This window comes from Actinosynnema sp. NPDC023587 (assembly GCF_040640215.1).
Classification (GTDB): Bacteria; Actinomycetota; Actinomycetes; order Mycobacteriales; family Pseudonocardiaceae; genus Actinosynnema.
On sequence record NZ_JBFABG010000002.1, the window covers coordinates 348,053 to 365,727 of the forward strand.

A 17,675-nucleotide genomic window follows, 5' to 3' on the forward strand; every position below is an offset into this window, starting at 1 on the left:
CGTCCGGAGAACCCCGCTCATGGCTCCCAAGAACCCCGGTGGCACGAACCCGAACCCGTCGCCGAGCCCCGGTCCGACGCCCGCGCCGCCACCGCCGCCGGTCGGCGGGCCCACGGGCGGTTCCGGGTTCGGCATGAACGTGTCCACCATGGAGGGCCTCCAGGGCAAGGCGGGCGACTTCCAGGCGCGGTTGACCGCCATCACCGGCGGCCTGCGGGGCTTGCAGTTGAGCCCGAACGCGCTGGGGCCGATCGGGCTGTTCGCGGTGCCGGCGTTGAACAACTCGAACAACAACACCGTCTCGCAGACCGAGCGGGCGGCGACGACGTTCGGGAACGTCCAGTCGGGTCTCAAGGCGACGCAGGAAACTCACGTCCAGACCGACCAGAACAGCCGCCGGGAGTTCGGCAAGTTCAACCCGGACGCGAACGCCCAGCGCCCGCCCGGTCAGCCCGGCGGCGGGCCGGGCGGCGGCGGGAAGTCCGGTGGTCCGACGGTCCGGAAGAGCGATGGGCCCCAGGGCGGCGGTGGTCCGAGCGGTCCCGGCGGCCCCAAGGGTGCCGGCGGGCCGGCGGTGAACCCGGTCGGCGGGCCGAAGGGCGGCGCGGGCACCGGACCGGCAGGTGGTCCCAAGGGGGCGGGCGGACCGGCGGTAGGGCCGATCGGCGCACCCAAGGGCGGTGCCGGCACCGGACCGTCCGGTGGTCCCAAGGGGACGGGTGGACCTTCGGTCGGGCCCGTCACGGGTCCGAAGGGCGGCGGTGGGGTGCCGGGCGGCATCCCGTCTGGTGGCGTTCCGGGCGGCGGGGCCGGCAAGGGTGGCGGTATCCCCGGTGGCGGTGTCCCTGGCAGTGGTGTTCCCGGTGGCGGGGCCAACCTGCCGCCGGGTGGGAAGACAGCGGTCGGTGGCACTCCCGTCGCGACGCCACCCGGCACCACGGCCGGTCCGAAGGGCGGCGCGGCCCCGTCCTCGCTCGGCGGCGTCCCGCCGATGGCCGGCGCACCCGGCGGCGCGCCGGGAGGAGCGGGGGCGTCCGAGCGTTCGAGCAGGTACACGAGCGGCCCCGGCAAGGGGTTGTTCGACTCACCCTCGCCGAAGACCGGCGACGGCACCATCAGCAAGGCCCCGACCGGCACGTCCTCCACGCCACCGCCCGCCCCCAAGCCGAGCATCCCCTCTCCGAGCATCCCCTCCCCGACCGGCACCACCGCCCCCGGCACCACCGCCCCCGGCACCTCCGCGCTCGGCACCCAGGCCGGCTCACCCGGCGGCAGTCCCGGCGGCGGGGCGTCACCGAAGACCGGCGGACCGGCGGGCATCCCGTCGACCACGCCGTCCCCCACCACGCCGTCCCCCACCACGCCGTCCCCGACCGGTCCGGCCCCGACCAGCGGGACGACGCCGCCGACCAGTCCCACCTCGACGGCCACCGCGCCGCCGGCCGGCAAGTCCCCGACTCCCGCGCCGACGTCCCCGATGGCGGGCGGGGTACCGCCGGCCGCCGCGCCGCCGATGGGCGGAACACCGGGTGGGGCGGGCGCGGGCGAGCGTTCGAGCAGGTACACGAGCGGCCCCGGCAAGGGCACGTTCGACGCGCCACCGCCGAAGGCCGGCGACGGCACCATCAGCAAGGCCCCGACGTCGTCACCGTCCACTCCCCCACCCGCACCGGCACCGACGAAGTCACCGACGCCCCACCCCGGTGCGGCCCCGAACCCGAGCACACCGACCCCGGGCACACCGAAACCCGGCAACCCGGGCCCGCCCGCCCCCGCAGCACCGAAACCGGTCACCGCGCCGTCCCCCCACGGCAAGTCCGGCACCGACGTCCCGCCGGTGGCCGGTCCGAAGCGGACCGACGCCGACCGCATCCTGAACGACGAGAGCTGGCGGCACAGCGACAAGAGCATCGGCGACCCCGGCACGGAGTGGGCCACCCACCCGAACCCGGTGGACCCGGACGCGGTCGCGGCCGTGCGCGGCAAGGTGCCGCCGACCCGGTTCACCAGCGAGTCCGGCGGTCTCACCGACGACAGCAGGATCACCATCGGCCCCGACGGCCGACCCAGGTTCGACTTCACGGCCTGGGGCGGTCCGATCTCGTTCGACGTGCGCCGGATCGAGTTCCCGAACGGCGACGGCAAAGCGCCGACCGTGGTGCAGGACCACAACTTCAAACTCCACCTGGACAACCGCGCGGACTTCACCGACGCCGAGCTCCGGAACTTCGCGGACAACGCGAAGAAGGGCGTGGCGGACTTCTGGAACCGGGGCCTGCGCCTGCCCTCGGGCGACCAGCTCAACGTGAACATCGAGTTCACCCCCGATCCGGGCGACGCCACCGGCCGGATCGGGATCGCCCCGCCGGGCAGCCGCCCGAACCAGCTCAGCCTGCCCATCGACGCCACGCCGGCGCACTTCGCGCACGAGATCGGCGGCCACTTCGGCGGGCTGGACGACGTCTACAGCGAGGTCGGCAACCCCGACGCGAGCGTCTTCCAGCACTCGGACGGCAAGCGGGTCACCCACCTCGACGGCTCCACGGAGACCGTGGGCACCGGCCGGATCGTCGACGACAACGGCATCATGGGTCCCCACGCCGGCCCGAACGCGGCGGTGAAGCCGCGCGACCTGTGGCTGATCGACAAGCGCGGCCCCTCCACCGAGATGATCACGCCCACCAGCGTGGCGAACCTCGACGCGCCGCCGGTCAACCCGAACACCACCGGCCCGGCGACCGCCCCCGCGCCGCGCCACCCGGGCAACAGGCCCCCCAACAACCCGCCGGACGGCGGCCACAAGCGCCCCCACTCGCCGGACCCGGAGGGCAGCACCAAGCGGCCCAAGGAAAGCAGCCCAGGGACCGGCAGCGGTTACGACGCCGACGTCGAGCCGAACAGCTCCCACGACGTCCGGTCGGACACCGACTCGCCGACGCCGATCGTTCCGCCGGGCGGTGCGGACATCCCGGACTTCGCGGACCTGGGCGACCCAGCCCCGGCGGCGAACCCGTCCAGCGACACCGACACCGGCTACCGCGCCGACGTCGACACCGACCCGGTCGTCGACCCCCGGACGTTGACCGACGCCGAGTTCAGAGCGCTGCTGGACACCAGGACCGACGGCGCGTGGTTCTGGTCGGGCAACTTCACCGGGTACGACGGCAAGATCCACACGATCATGAACATCGCCGGGCAGGACGCGTTCGGCGACGGCGGCACCACCCTGGAGGACAAGCTCGACGACTCGAACGTGGAGATGCCCACGTTCACCATGCGGGACCCCGAGTCGCAGCGGATCTGGGACAACGCCTCGAAGTTCTTCGCCGAGAACGCGTCCGGCGACGTCTACGTGTCACTGGGCGGGAACCGCCGGGTCGACAACGTCTTCGACACCACGGAGTTCCCCGCCCTCCAGGCGAACCCGAAGGTCGACAAGGTCATCAAGGTCGACCCGGAGACCGGCGCGCGCACCACGATCTTCGACCGCGCGAACCCGGACACCGGGGCGAACCCCGCGCGGAAGGCACCGAACTTCCCGTCGCTCCCGAACGCGCTGAAGTTCAGGCTGCCCGGGTTCTCCGGGGCGGGCCGGACGAAGGTCGAGTCGACCGAGATGGGGCCGGTCGGCGGCGGCTCGACCTCGGCGAACCCGCAACCCCAGCCCCAGTCCCAGTCCCAGTCCCAGTCCCAACCGCAGTCCCAGCCCCAGTCCCAACCGCAGGCCCAGACCCAGACCCCCGAGATCCGGGTCACGCCGGCCGACCCGGACGCGATCGAGGTCGCCCCCGACCAGGACCGGTCCGGCAGCCGGGACGGCGACCGCGACCACCGCGCCCCCGAGGCCGACCCGCGCGTCCTGCCCTCGAAGAACCTCCCCGCGTTCATCCAGGACGGGAAGGCCCTCGGCACGATCGCGGCCACCGGGGTCGACGGGGCGGCCGACGTCAGGGCGCGGGTCGCCGCGCTGCTGGACGACCCGGACCCCGCCCGGACCCAGGGGCTGGACCAGATCGAGTCCGCGATCGACAACAACTTCGAGACGCTCCTCGGCAGTGGCCGCAGTTTCCAGGTCCGGGTCGGCAACAAGTGGTTCGAGGCGACCGTCCGGGCGACGCTGGTGCCCCAGCCGGCCGGCACCGACGTGGTCACCTCCGCCGGCCCCACGACCAAGGTCGACTTCACCGCGAACAGCGGGGTCACCGGCAACTCCACGAACACCGTCGCGACCGCCGGCGAGATCGGCCTCAGCGCCACGGCGGGCGGCATCGGCGAGCTGGGCGGCCCGTACGGGTCGCTGGGCGGCCGGGTCGCGCTCGCCCGTCCCGGCACGACGACCGTCGTCCAGACCTCGACGCTGGACCAGCGGGCGATCCGGTCGGGCGGGAACTCGTCCGTCACGACCGTCCCGGTGAGCTTCGAGGTCGAGGTGGTGGACTCGGCCGGGAACGTCGTCAAGCCGAAGGACGTCGCGAAGCCGGTCGACGGCCGCGTCACGCTCCAGATCCCGAGCGAGCTGACCATCACCGCCGAGCCGGACGTGCGGCCGGGCGGGAAGGTGCCGGCCGCCGACTTCGGGGCCAGGATCGAGCACCCCGCGCCGGAGGCGGTCACCGACCTCGACTCGAAGCGGCTGTTCGAGGACGTCACGAAGCGCCTGCACCCCTCGGTGGTCAAGATCGGCGCGCCGGGCCGGGCGGCCTTGCAGGACTTCCTGAGCCCGACCACGATCCGCGACAACCTCGGCTCGATGCTCAACGGCTGGGTCACCTCGCCCGACCTGTCGAGCCCGAACGCGAGCTACGCGGGCGTGGTGCAGATGAAGGCCACGCTCGACCCGGCGAGCGTCGAGCTCATCACCACCAACCAGAACGCCCAGCTCCGCCTGCACGACATCGCCACCACCGGCACCGGCAGCACCGCCAACTCGAAGACCGGGTTCGACGTGACCGCCGCCCTGGGCGGTGGCCTCCAGGTGCCCGGCCGGCTCGGGGGCACGGCGGGCCTCGTGCTCGGCTACTCCGCGAAGATCACCCAGACGTCCAACTCGGGCACCAACACCGGCAACCGGGCCGGCGTGCAGGTGAAGACCGAGTCCGGTCTGTACAAGGTGGACGCGAAGCTGGAGGTGCGCACGCCCAACGGCGCGATCGAGCCGGTGACCGTCTCCACCTACCTGCGGATCGGTCTGCCCGAAGCCGCCGCGCACGGCCTCCCGGTGCCGACGACCGGGCCGACGCGGCTCACCGCCGACGGCACGGCGAACACCAGGTTCGAGCCGCCGTACCTGGCCTCCGACATCGGCGGGGCCAACGTCAAGGTCGGCGAGTTCGACGTCGCCGCGAACGTCCAGGCCGAGGTCGAGGCGGCGCTGACGAAGCTGCCCGGGATGGCGGACTTCCTGCCGGAGTTCACCGCGACGAACTCCGACCCCCGCAAGAACGGCAAGAACTTCGCCGAGCTGGTCGAGCGGTTGAACAACCAGCGCAAGCTGTCCGCCGAGCTGTCGCCGACCGCGCTGAAGACGAAGATGGACAGCCTGATCGGTCCGGGCGTCGACGTCCAGCTCAAGCGGCGGGGCCGGTTCACCAACGACTACCTCAACATCAAGGTCACCGCCGAGCTGACGAGCACCGAGCACCTCGGCCGGGTCGACAACCACAACGTGCGCGGGTGGGCGGGCAGCGGTCCGCGCCTGGACAGCTCCACGACCACGCAGAAGGGCGTGAGCGTCGGCGTCGAGGCGAAGGCGGTGATCCCGAAGACGTCGGGTTCGAGCAGCCTCACGCCCACGCCGACCGTCGGCGTGCGGTACAACGACACCTCGTCGGTGAAGACGACCGCCGGTCCGGCGGTGAACAGCTCCGGGCTCAACGTCGGCGCGTCGCACGCCCAGGTGTTCCGGCACGGCGTCGAGATCAAGGTGGAGATCACCGAATACAGCCGGAATCGCGCGTGGGTCAAGCGGATCACGCCCGGCTCGCCGCACACGCAGGTCCCGACGCCCAAGGTGGTCGCGAGGACGGTAGCCACGCCGACGCCCCCCGCGACCACCCAGACCGGGCCCGCGCGGGTGGCGGGGGTCGTCGCCATCCCGCCGATCACGGGCAACGTCAACTTCTGGCTGTCGGACAGCTCGACGTTCGCCACCCCGCCGACGGCGCTCAAGCCGGCGGACCCGGTTCCGGTCACCGCCGACAACCCGCCGGCGGACATCAGGACCCTGCTCACGACGGCACCGGTCAAGCCCGCGCCGGAGATCCTGCACGTCGAGGCGGTCGCCCACGGCGCGGCGCTCAAGCAGGCCGCGATCGAGGCGATGACCGACGCGGCGGGCGGCGTCGACAGCTCGCTGACCGTGCCCGGTTCGCACGCGCGCAACCAGGTCGACAAGATGTTCAGCCCGGAGAACCTGCGCGCCAACCTGACCCGGCTGATCGACACCGGGATGCAGGAGGGCGGCTTGAAGCACAGCCGCCGGCTCAACGACCGGACCGGCGCGATCGGCGTGAAGTTCGAGCTCGGCGAGGCCCGACTGGTGTCGATCGCGGACAACACCGGTGCGGAGAGCACCACCAGCGGCGGCTTCAAGGCCGGTGACAGCACCGGCACGGGGTCGTCGTGGGACTTCACCGCCGGCGTGAACGTGCCCGCGAAGCCGTCGAGCGGGCCGACCGGTCAGGGCGCGGTCGGTGTCCTGGGCAAGTGGACGCCGTGGTCGAAGCAGGCCACCTCCGGCACGGAGGTGGCCGGCAACGTCGACCGCGTCAAGATCACCCCCGCGAACGCGCGCACGGTGCTGGTCCGGGTCGACGCGACCGCCACGATCGTCGCCGAGACGCGCAACGGCAACACCGCGTTCAAGGGTGACGTGCGGTCCGGCACCCGGCGGGTCGAGCTGCCCGGCGGCGTGTTCATGCGGGTCGACGAGGACGTCGCCCGGTCCCTCGGCGCGCTGCCGGACCCCGCGCCCGACAGCACGGCGAACCCGGACCCGGCGGCGAACCCCGCGCCGCTGCCCGGGATGGCACCGCCGAAGAACCTGGACCCCACGCTGCCCGGCTCCCTGGGGCTCGGGCTGATCGAGGCGCTGCCGCCCGAGCTCGGCACGCTGGTGCCCGACCTCCGGGAGAAGCTGGCCGGGCAGGCCCCGAAGCTCTTCCCCGAGTCCGTGCTGGACGACTCGATGAACAACCTCCAGCGGTTGGTGGACCTGTCGTCGCCGACCAGCGTGAAGGCGCTGATGGACAGCGCGATCGACGGCGGCGTCCCGCTGCTGGTGCACCAGCCGGGCACGTTCGGCACCGACACGTACCAGGTCACGCTCAAGGCGACGCTCGGCACGCCCCAGTTCGCCGGCATGGCGCACGACGGCCTCGACATCGAGCACATCATCGCCGGCAGCACCAAGTCCTCGACCGGGCAGAGCCGGACGACCGCGTGGGGCGCGGGCGTGAAGGTGCCGGGTTCGGGCCTGCCGGCCGCCGCCGGTCCGGACCTGTCGGGCTCGGCCGGCGTGGCGGTGGCGGCCAACGTCGCCCACCAGACGACCACGTCCGTCTCCGACTCCACGACCTCGCAGGTCGGCCACAAGCGGGTCGGTGCCGGTCCGGTCGCGCGGTACCACGTGCCGGTGCGGTTCGAACTGGTGGTGGAGCGGGGCGACAAGACCGTCGCGGTCGCGACCAGCGGCGACCCGAAGCCGATGACCATCCGGCTGCACGCGGACAACCAGAAGCTAGCCCCGGCCCCGGCCGGCACGGACCCGGACGCGATCACCCCCGCCCCGGTCGGGCAGGGCACCGACCGGGACGCCGCGCCCGCGCCGGTCCCGACGTCCCTCCCCGGCCGGACCGAGGCGGAGGTGCGGCGCTGGCAGGCGGGGACCGACGGGACGACGTTGCCGCCGGCCGCGTCCGTCGAAGCGCTGCGGGGCGCGGCGAAGGTGCGGGAAGCCGCGATCAAGGCGTTGACGGACGCGGACCCGAGGACCCCGCTGACCGCCAAGGGCTCGGGTTCGCTGAACTCGCTGCTGTCCTCGTTGAGCTCCGAGACCCTCCAGCCGCAGTTGCCGGGCATGCTCGCCGGGCCGCTGGCCGTGCCCGGCCTGCACGAGGCCGCGCTGACGTTCAGCCGGCACGCCGACGTCAAGGTCTACGCCAAGATGACCAACCCGTCGCTGGCCGGGCTGAGCGACGGGGTGAAGCTGGAGAACCCGAGGAGCACGATCACCTCAACCTCCGGCGACGCCAGGAAGTCCGAGTTCAACGACGTCGTCGTGGGCGCGGTCGCCGGGGGCCTGGTGAGCAAGGACAACCCGGCCGTCTCGTTCAGCACCACCGGTCTGGAGTTCAGGCACGGCGGCGAGGTGTCGGACGGCACCAGCGCCGGCACCACGCACAACCAGATCAACGACCTCAAGCGCGAGGGCCGCACCGGTCTGGTGGAGTTCGACGTCGAGTACCAGGTCGTCGCGGACCTCGGCCGGGGCAAGGTCGCCGTGGTCGGGCTGAAGGTGCCCGGCGCGGCGCAGGTGCGGATGCCCGAGGCGGACGCGCAAACCGTGCTGGGCAAGGGGTTCGACGACCTGGCCGGCGCGCAGGACCGGGTGCGGACGACCGCGACCGGGTGGCGGACCGCCGAGGTCGCGCTGGGCCGGGTCCAACCCGACGTCAACGGGCAGGTGAACGACCTCGCGCCGAGGATCGCCACCGCCGGGGACGCCGTGCGGGACGCGGCGGCCGTGGTCGAGGCGGCGCGGAACGCCCACGACGCGGCGAGCGCCGGGCTTCCGGACCTGGCCGAGCGGCTCGACACCGCGAAGTCGGAGCTCGACACCGCCACCGAGACCTTGGCGGACCGGCTCGCCGAGGTGGAGGCCGCCGACCGGCGGCTGGCGGACGCGAACACGGCCCTGCCGGACGCGAAGTCGGCCGTCGAGGCGCGGCACCGGGCCCTGGCGGACCTGACCGAGGACCTCCGCACCGCGACCGAGGACGTCGAGGCCGCCGAGAACTCGGCGCGCGCGGCGCAGCGGGCGTGGGCCGACCACCTCGCCGACCGCCCGGTCCCCGTGGCGGGCGAGACCCCCGCACCGGACCGGGTGGAGACCGACCTGGCCGGGGAGGTCGACGCGGCGAACAGCGACCTGGCCGCGAAGCGGCAGGAGCTCGACCGGTTGACCGGGCAGCTCCCCGAGGTGCGGGAGCGGCTCCGGGAGACCGCCGGGAAGCAGGCCGAGATCGTCGCCGCCGAGGCCGGGCTGGGCGACGCGCGGAGCCGGTTCGAGGACGCGCGCGCCGACGTCGAGGCCAGGACCGAGGCGGTCGAGACCGCCGAGCGGACCCTCGCGGACGCCGACGCGGCGGTCGAGGCGGCGGGCAGGGCGCTCGACGGGGCCCGAGCCGCGCACGGGGCAGCCGAGGTGGCCCTGACCGGGCTGGAGCAGAGCCTCGCCGCCGCCGAGCAGCGGCTGGCCGCGAGCCGGGCCGACGCGGAGGCCGCCCAACGGGCTTGGTGGGACGCCAAGCGGGAGGTCGAGCGGAGGATCGACACCCTCAACGCCACACCGGCTCCGGCTCCGACGGGGGCCGCGCCGGACCCGCAGCCACCGAACTCCCCGGGCAGCGGTGGACAACCGGCCGGCGACCGGACGACGACCAGCGCCGAGGGATCGCAGCGGATGTTCGGCAGCGCGCCGGACCTGGGCGGCACGGGCAGGGGCAGCGCACCGGACCCGGGCGGCACGGTCGGGGGCGGCACGGTCGGGGGCGGCACGGTCGGGGGCGGCACGGTCGGGGGCGGCACGGTCGGGGGCGGCTTCGGCGCGCCGCCCGCCGGCACCCCCGCCGCGACGTCGGCCACCGCGCCCGCCACCCCGGCCCCGGCCCTCACGCCGGAGCAGCGGAAGGCCGTGCGCGACCAGGCGGTCGGCGACCTGGCCGCCCGGCAACTGGCCGAGCGGACCGCCGAGCGCAACGCGGTGCTGTCCCGGCAGGCGGCGGAGAAGTCGCAGGCGTCCGCCAACCTGGCCGCCGCGCAGCAGGCCGAGCACCAGCGCGAGAGCCTGGCCCTGACCACCCGGTTGGCGACCGAGGCCGCTGAGGTGGCCGCCGACGTGCTCGCCCGGCAGGCGACCGAGCGGACCGGGGCGGGCAACCGGTTCGCCGAGCGGATGCGCGTCGAGCAGGCGCGGGCCGTGCAGCAGATCACCGAGCGCCAGGCCGCCGAACAGCAGCGCGTGCGCGACGAGGTGTTCCGGCGCGAGGCGGCCGAGCAGCAGCAGTTCGTCCACCACGTCCACACGCAGCCGGGCATCACCCCCGTCGCCGTGGAGCAGTTGCGGCAGCAGCTCGCCGCCCACCAGCAGCACTCGCGGCAGAGCGCCGAACAGCGGTTGGCCGCCGCGCAGCAGGCCGAGCGGCAGCAGGCCGACCAGCGGTTCACCGCCTGGCGGGAGGATCAGCGCCGGCTCGCCGAGCGCGAGTTCGAGAGCGCGGCGCAGGCCGAGCGGCAGAAGGTGGAGCAGGACCTGGAAGTCCGGCAGGACCGGGAGCGCAAGACCGCCGAGCAGGAGCTCCAGGACCGCCAACAGCGGGAGCGCGCGCGGGTGGAGCACGAGCTCGACACGCGCCAGACCGAGGAGCGCAGGCAGTCGGAGCAGCGGCTCCACACCCGGCAGGACCCGGTCTACCAGGCCGAACTCCGGAAGTGGCTGCCGCCGGACACCAAGCACCACGGCGCGTTCGCCGACGACGCGGCGGCCGTCACCTGGGCCGACGACCAGTACCCCGGGCTGGCGGCCATCAACCGCGACAAGTTCCGGAACAACGTCGCCGGCCACAACGTCAACTGCACCAACTGCGTCATCGCCACCCACGAGGCGTTGCACGGCCGCCCGGCCCCCGCGCCGGCCCTGACCGGACCGCAGCCGGGCAGCTACCTGGAGAACCACTTCGGCACGCGGTTCCGGGACGCGGCGAACTACCACCAGGTGGTCGACCACCTCGGCGAGCAGCCGGGCCGGCACGTCAGCGTCGGCATCACCCGCGACGACGGCTCGGCCCACGTGTTCAACGGCTGGAACGACGGCCGGGGCATCACGTTCTACGACGCGCAGACGCACCTGCCGGCCAGGCTGGAGCACACCGCGACCCGCATCCAGTACATCCCGCTGCCGCACCTGCCGCCGGCGCAGCTCCCGCCTGCCCAGCTCCCGCCTGCCCAGCCCCCACCTGCCCAGCCCCCACCTGCCCAGCCCCCACCGGCACAGCCCCCGCCCCCGCCCGCGTCCGGCACTGCCGCGCCGGCCCGGGTGCCCTAGCCTCGGTGACCCTACCGACCGGCCCGATGAGACGACCAACCGATGAGGTGCGTGTGACGCAACCACGGGGCACTGCCGAACAGTGGCTCGACCGGGTCTACGGCGGTGCGGCCGAACCCACCCGGTACGCGGTGCTGGAGACCGCGCGGGTGGCGGTCTACGGCTGCCGCTTCCGGGACGAGTCGCTGCCGATGCTGGCCGCCTCCGTCGCCGTGCCGAAGAACGGCGACGCGCCGTTCCCGCTGCCCAACGACCGGCCGTTCGCCGACCTGGGCTTCGACGAGGACGGCCCCGGCGACTGGCGCGCACCGGGCGAGCGCGACTGGGTGTGGCGGGTCAACGCCCGCAACTGCGTGGTCGTGGTGGACTCGGTGGTCGACCGGGCACCGGCGTCCGCCCTGCCGTGGCGGCCGGGGGACGAGCGTCCGGGCTGGTGGGACCGGCTGCGCGGGAACCACTTCGGGGACTGCGAGGTGTCCGCCTGCCAGGACTGGTCGGAGGTGGTGTCGGCGGTCCACGACGGCGGCCCGGACACCCGGGGCGTGGTGTGGGTGCGGCGCGAGCTGGCCGGCGTCGAGGTCACCGGGCACCTCGTCTACGCGCACCACGACGGCGGCGGGGTGGCCGTGCTGGACGGGCTGCGCGGCGGACCGGCCGACCTGGAGACCGCGACGGTGAAGGAGCTGGTCCTGGCCCGCTTCCACCGGCCGCGACCCGCGCCCGCGCCCGACCTCCGCACCCTGGACGAGGCCGTGCGCAGGGCGGAACGGCACCTGGCCGCCACCTACGGCGACGAGGTCGTGCTGGTCGACCCCGATCCGGCCGACGAGCTCGACCGGGGCTGGCTGTTCGCCTGCACGACCCGCGCCTTCCTGGCCTCCGGCGACGCCCGCGACCAGATGCTGGACGCCGCGCTGGTGGTGCCCAAGGACGCGCGGCAGGCCCCGTTCGGGCTGCCCAACTCCGACCCGTGGCCGTGGCTGGCGCGCTGGGACGCGGGCGACGACGACCTGACCGCGACGCCCGCGCCCGGACCGGCCGCCTGGTTCGGGCCCACGACGCGCCGGCTCGGCGAGGTGACCGGCACCAGCGCGCACACCCGGTGGGGTGACGTCCTCGCCGAGTTCGGCGGCCGTCCGCCGGGCTCGGCGGGCCTGGTCTGGGTCCGCCGGCGGGACCGGCGCGGCCGGGAGACGGTGGGCCTGGTGGTGAACGCGCGCCGCGTCGAAGGCGGGTTGGAGCTGGTCGACGGGCTGCGGGCAGAGCCCGTCGAGCTCACCGAGGAGGGCGTGCTCGCCCTGCACGTGGTGCACTACCGGTAGCTCCGGCGTCCGCTGTGGACACCCTTCCGCACAGGTGGGGCACGTCACACCACGAGGTGAATTGATCCAGGGCGCGGTGGATGTCTCGTCGCTCACAGACGGCGGCGGCCGTTGGGTCGCGCAGACCACCCGGGACTAGCATCCGGGGGTCAAGGTCCCCTTCACCTCGGGGAGACCAGTCCACCACTGACGCTGGAGGCCGTTGCGCATGGCCGGCACCACCGCAACAGAGCGGTCGGGCACCTCCAAAGGAGGCGGCACGCTCTACCGTGGCGATCTGGGCATGTGGTCCTGGGTCGCCCATCGCATCACCGGTGTGTTGACGTTCTTCTTCCTGTTCGCGCACGTCCTGGACACCGCCCTGGTACGGGTGTCGCCGGACGCGTACGACAAGGTCATCGAGACCTACAAGAACCCCATCGTCAACCTGTTCGAGGTCGGACTGGTCGGCGCGGTGCTCTACCACGCGCTCAACGGCATCCGCGTGATGCTCGTCGACTTCTGGGGCAGGGGTCCGAAGTACCAGCGGCCGATGCTGTGGGCGGTCCTCGGCGTGTGGGTGGCCGTGATGATCCCGGGCACCTACTTCATGGTGGTCCGCACGGTGTCCGACATGTTCGGGGGTCACTGACCATGAGCGACCTGACCCTGGCGAAGCCGCGCTCCCCGCGCCGCCCCGCCGCCCGGCGCGGCAACGGCGAGCTCTACAGCTGGCTGTTCATGCGCGTGTCCGGCATCGCGCTGGTCGTGCTGGTGCTCGGCCACCTGTTCATCATGAACATCCTCGACGGCGGCGTGCACCGGATCAACTTCGGTTTCGTGGCGGGCCGCTGGGCCTCGCCGTTCTGGCAGTTCTGGGACCTGGCGATGTTGTGGCTGGCGCAGATCCACGGCGGCAACGGACTGCGCACCGTGATCAACGACTACGCCCGCAAGGATGCCACCCGGTTCTGGCTCAAGGTGCTGCTCTACGCGTCCATGGTGCTGATCATCGCCCTCGGCTCGTACGTGATCTTCACCTTCGACCCCAACATCACCTCCTGACCCGCCGCGGGGAGTCTTCGACATGCAGTTCCACAAGTACGACGTCGTGATCATCGGCGCGGGCGGTGCCGGTATGCGCGCGGCGATCGAGTCCGGCCAGCGCGCCCGCACGGCCGTGCTCACCAAGCTCTACCCCACGCGCTCCCACACGGGTGCCGCGCAGGGCGGCATGTGCGCCGCGCTGGCGAACGTGGAGGAGGACAACTGGGAGTGGCACACCTTCGACACGATCAAGGGCGGTGACTACCTGGTCGACCAGGACGCCGCCGAGATCATGGCGAAGGAGGCCATTGACGCGGTCCTCGACCTGGAGAAGATGGGCCTGCCGTTCAACCGCACGCCCGAGGGCAGGATCGACCAGCGGCGGTTCGGCGGCCACACCCGCAACCACGGCGAAGCCGCCGTGCGCCGGGCGTGCTACGCGGCCGACCGCACCGGTCACATGATCCTCCAGACGCTGTACCAGAACTGCGTCAAGCACGGCATCGAGTTCTTCAACGAGTTCTACGTGCTCGACATCTGCCTGACCGAGACCGCGGACGGCCCCGTCTGCACCGGCGCGGTGGCCTACGAGCTCGCGACCGGCGAGATCCACGTCTTCCAGGCCAAGTCCGTGGTGTTCGCGACGGGCGGGTTCGGCAAGGTCTTCAAGACCACGTCGAACGCCCACACCCTGACCGGCGACGGCATGGGCATCGTGTTCCGCAAGGGCCTGCCGCTGGAAGACATGGAGTTCTACCAGTTCCACCCGACCGGTCTGGCGGGCCTGGGCATCCTGCTCACCGAGGGTGCCCGCGGCGAGGGCGCGATCCTGCGCAACGGGTCCGGCGAGCGGTTCATGGAGCGCTACGCCCCGACCATCAAGGACCTCGCCCCGCGCGACATCGTGGCCCGGTCGATGGCGCTGGAGGTGCTGGAGGGGCGCGGCGCGGGTCCGAACAAGGACTACGTGCTGCTGGACTGCACGCACCTCGGTGCCGAGGTGCTGGAGTCGAAGCTCCCGGACATCACCGAGTTCGCCCGCACGTACCTCGCGGTCGACCCGGTGACCGAGCCGGTGCCGGTCTACCCGACCGCGCACTACGCGATGGGCGGCATCCCGACCAACATCCACGGCGAGGTGCTGCGGGACAACGACCACGTGGTCCCCGGCCTGTACGCGGCCGGCGAGTGCGCGTGCGTCTCGGTGCACGGCGCGAACCGCCTGGGCACGAACTCGCTGCTGGACATCAACGTGTTCGGCCGGCGCGCGGGCATCGCCGCCGCCGAGTACGCCAACGCGCACGAGCACGTGGAGCTGCCGGAGAACCCGGCCGTCCAGGTCGAGGCGCAGGTGGCGCTGGCGCTGTCGGAGCACGGCCACGAGCGGGTCGCGGACATCCGCACCGAGCTCCAGGCCACGATGGACGCGAACGCGTCGGTGTACCGCACCGAGGACACCCTCAAGACGGCGCTGCACGACGTGCAGGCGCTGAAGGAGCGGTACCAGCGGATCACCGTGCAGGACAAGGGGAAGCGGTTCAACACCGATCTCCTGGAAGCCGTGGAGCTGGGCTTCCTGCTGGAGCTGGCCGAAGTCCTGGTCGTCGGCGCGCTGGCGCGCAAGGAGTCCCGGGGCGGTCACGCCCGCGAGGACTACCCGAACCGCGACGACACGAACTTCATGCGCCACAGCATGTACTACAAGCAGGGTGAGGGCTTGGCGGCGGACATCCGCCTGGACTACAAGCCCGTGACGTTCACCCGGTACCAGCCGATGGAGCGCAAGTACTGATGACCGCTACCGCTGAAGTGTCCACGGGCTCGCGCGGCTCCCAGCCCCCGGTCCCGGACGGCGCGATCACCGTCACCCTGAAGGTGCGCCGCTTCAACCCGGAGATCGACGACGAGCCGCGCTGGGACTCGTTCGAGATCCCGGCGCTCGCGTCGGACCGCGTGCTGAACCTGCTGCACTACGTGAAGTGGTACCTGGACGGCACGCTGACGTTCCGCCGGTCGTGCGCGCACGGCATCTGCGGCTCGGACGCGATGCGCATCAACGGCGTGAACCGGCTGGCCTGCAAGGTCCTGCTCAAGGACCTGCTCGCGAGCGGCGGCAAGCAGACCACGATCACCGTCGAGCCCATCAAGGGCCTGCCGGTGCACAAGGACCTGCTGGTCGACATGGAGCCGTTCTTCGAGGCGTTCCGGGCGGTCAAGCCGTACCTGATCACCTACGGCAACGAGCCGACCCGCGAGCGGGTGCAGTCGGTGGCGGACCGGGAGCGGTTCGACGACACCACCAAGTGCATCCTGTGCGCCTGCTGCACCACGTCGTGCCCGGTGTACTGGACCGAGGGCTCGTACTTCGGCCCGGCGGCGATCGTGAACGCCCACCGCTTCATCTTCGACTCGCGCGACGAGGGCGCGGAGGAGCGGCTGGACATCCTGAACGACGTCGACGGCGTGTGGCGCTGCCGGACGACGTTCAACTGCACGGACGCCTGCCCGCGCGGCATCCAGGTGACCAAGGCGATCCAGGAAGTGAAGCGCGCGCTGCTGTTCAAGCGCGTCTGAGCCGACCCGCGAAGAGGGGCGGAGCCGTTGCGGCTCCGCCCCTCTTCCCGTTCCGGTGCCGACCGCTCCCGAGCCGGTGTCCGCCCACGGCCGGGGCCGACCGCCCGGCGGCGAGCGGGCGGCTCAGCCCGTCTGGCGGGCCTGGGCGGCGGCGCGGGCGGCGCGGGCCGCCTTCGCCTTCTTGCTGCGCAGGTACATCACGAACCCCAGCACCAGGCCGAGCACCGCGACGGCGGTGATCGGGCCGCCGACGTTGCCGAACGCCTTGGACATCGCGGTGTTCGAGGTGTTCCGCGACTCCGCGACCTGGCCCACGTTCGCGCTGGTCGGCGACGAGTCGGCCTCCTGGGTCCTCTTCTTGGCCTGCGGCGCGCCGTCCACCAGCCGCCCCACCGGCGCGCCGGAGGGCAGCTCGAAGCCGTAGTCCAGCAACTGGGTGGCCTGGTCGGTCATCTTGATCGGGGCCTGCCGGCCGCGCAGCAGCACCACGACGAGCTTGCGGCCGTTGCGCTGCGCAGCACCCACGTAGGTGTGCTGGGCGTCGTCGGTGAAGCCCGACCGGCCACCCAGCGAACCCTCGTACGAGGTCAGCAGCTTGTTGTCGTTGAGCACCGGCACGGTCCCGACGCCGTTGGGCGCGGGGAAGTCGATGCGCTGGGTGACCACCGCACGGGCGAAGTCCGGGTACTTCATGGCGGCGCGGAAGATCAGCGCCACGTCGTAGGCCGACGTGCTGGTGCCCGGCGCGTCCAGGCCGGACGGCGTGACCGCGCGGGTGTCCAGCGCACCCAGCTCCATGGCCAGCGCGTTCATCTTGCGGATCGCGCTGGGCAGGCCGCCGAGCCGGCGGGCCAGGGCGTGCGCCACGTCGTTGCCCGAGGCCATGACCAGCGCCTGGAGCAGTTGCTCGACGGTGTACTGCGCGCCGTTGCGCAGGCCGATGCAGGTGCACTCCTGGGCGATGTCGTCCGCGTTCGCGGCGACCGTCGCGTCCGGGGACAGCTCCTTGGCCACGACCATCGCCAGCAGCACCTTCATCACCGACGCCGGGCGCTGCCGGCCGTGCGGGTCGTAGGCCGCGAGGACCGCGCCCGAGTCGAGGTCGGCGAGCAACCAGCCCTCGGCGGTGATGCTGTCCGGCGGCTTCCGGGCGTTGGCGGGCAGCACGATGCCGCACTCGCCCATCCGCTCACCGCCGACCGGGTTCTCCGGGACGGCCAGCGGAGCGGGTGGCTTGGTGCCGGGTGCCACCTGTTCGGAGGTGTCCACCGCCGGGGGCGGTGACACGCGGTTGTCACAGGGGTCGGCCTGCGCCTGCGCGGTCGGGGCTGCGCCGAACACTGCGGTGGCCATGAGCGTGCAGGCAGCCAGCACCAGGGCAACGGGGCGTCGGGACGCGGGGGAACGCACCCGTCCAGGCTAGCCACCCC

The 17,675-nt window shown here is 72.9% G+C and carries 7 protein-coding genes; 6 read left to right on the plus strand and 1 reads right to left on the minus strand.

Going from position 1 to position 17,675, the window contains the following annotated elements; translation table 11 throughout:
- Window positions 1-19: 19 nt before the first annotated feature.
- The 6 genes from AB0G01_RS06720 to AB0G01_RS06745 all read left to right on the plus strand — a co-directional run bounded on the left by AB0G01_RS06720 (window position 20) and on the right by AB0G01_RS06745 (window position 16,245).
- Entirely contained in the window at window positions 20-11,323 is an 11,304-nt protein-coding gene (locus AB0G01_RS06720) for a toxin glutamine deamidase domain-containing protein (RefSeq protein ID WP_360940474.1), read from the plus strand.
- 53 nt (window positions 11,324-11,376) lie between these two features.
- Window positions 11,377-12,645, plus strand: coding sequence for a YrhB domain-containing protein (locus AB0G01_RS06725; RefSeq protein ID WP_360940476.1), 1,269 nt, complete (start codon window positions 11,377-11,379; stop codon window positions 12,643-12,645).
- A 208-nt stretch (window positions 12,646-12,853) separates the two neighbouring features.
- Entirely contained in the window at window positions 12,854-13,276 is a 423-nt protein-coding gene (gene sdhC, locus AB0G01_RS06730) for a succinate dehydrogenase, cytochrome b556 subunit (protein ID WP_360940478.1), read from the plus strand.
- A 2-nt stretch (window positions 13,277-13,278) separates the two neighbouring features.
- Entirely contained in the window at window positions 13,279-13,689 is a 411-nt protein-coding gene (locus AB0G01_RS06735; RefSeq protein ID WP_360940480.1) for a succinate dehydrogenase hydrophobic membrane anchor subunit, read from the plus strand.
- A 22-nt stretch (window positions 13,690-13,711) separates the two neighbouring features.
- Window positions 13,712-15,463, plus strand: coding sequence for a succinate dehydrogenase flavoprotein subunit (gene sdhA / locus AB0G01_RS06740; protein WP_360940482.1), 1,752 nt, complete (start codon window positions 13,712-13,714; stop codon window positions 15,461-15,463).
- On the plus strand, window positions 15,463-16,245 hold the full coding sequence (locus AB0G01_RS06745; RefSeq protein ID WP_360940484.1) for a succinate dehydrogenase iron-sulfur subunit: 783 nt from the start codon (window positions 15,463-15,465) through the stop codon (window positions 16,243-16,245). The genes sdhA and AB0G01_RS06745 overlap by 1 nt, the downstream gene beginning before the upstream one ends.
- 123 nt (window positions 16,246-16,368) lie before the next feature.
- Here the strand turns inward: AB0G01_RS06745 and AB0G01_RS06750 are convergent, their stop codons facing one another.
- The gene (locus tag AB0G01_RS06750; protein ID WP_360940486.1) at window positions 16,369-17,655 is read right to left on the minus strand and encodes a serine hydrolase; all 1,287 of its coding nucleotides are present in this window, start codon (window positions 17,653-17,655) and stop codon (window positions 16,369-16,371) included.
- Window positions 17,656-17,675 lie beyond the last annotated feature (20 nt).

Bases quoted from the DNA above. Each gene is read 5' to 3' on its own strand.
- AB0G01_RS06735 (WP_360940480.1), top strand. From the start codon at position 13,279: ATGAGCGACCTGACCCTGGCGAAGCCGCGCTCCCCGCGCCGCCCCGCC.
- sdhC (WP_360940478.1), top strand. From the start codon at position 12,854: ATGGCCGGCACCACCGCAACAGAGCGGTCGGGCACCTCCAAAGGAGGC.
- AB0G01_RS06720 (WP_360940474.1), top strand. From the start codon at position 20: ATGGCTCCCAAGAACCCCGGTGGCACGAACCCGAACCCGTCGCCGAGC.
- sdhA (WP_360940482.1), top strand. From the start codon at position 13,712: ATGCAGTTCCACAAGTACGACGTCGTGATCATCGGCGCGGGCGGTGCC.
- AB0G01_RS06745 (WP_360940484.1), top strand. From the start codon at position 15,463: ATGACCGCTACCGCTGAAGTGTCCACGGGCTCGCGCGGCTCCCAGCCC.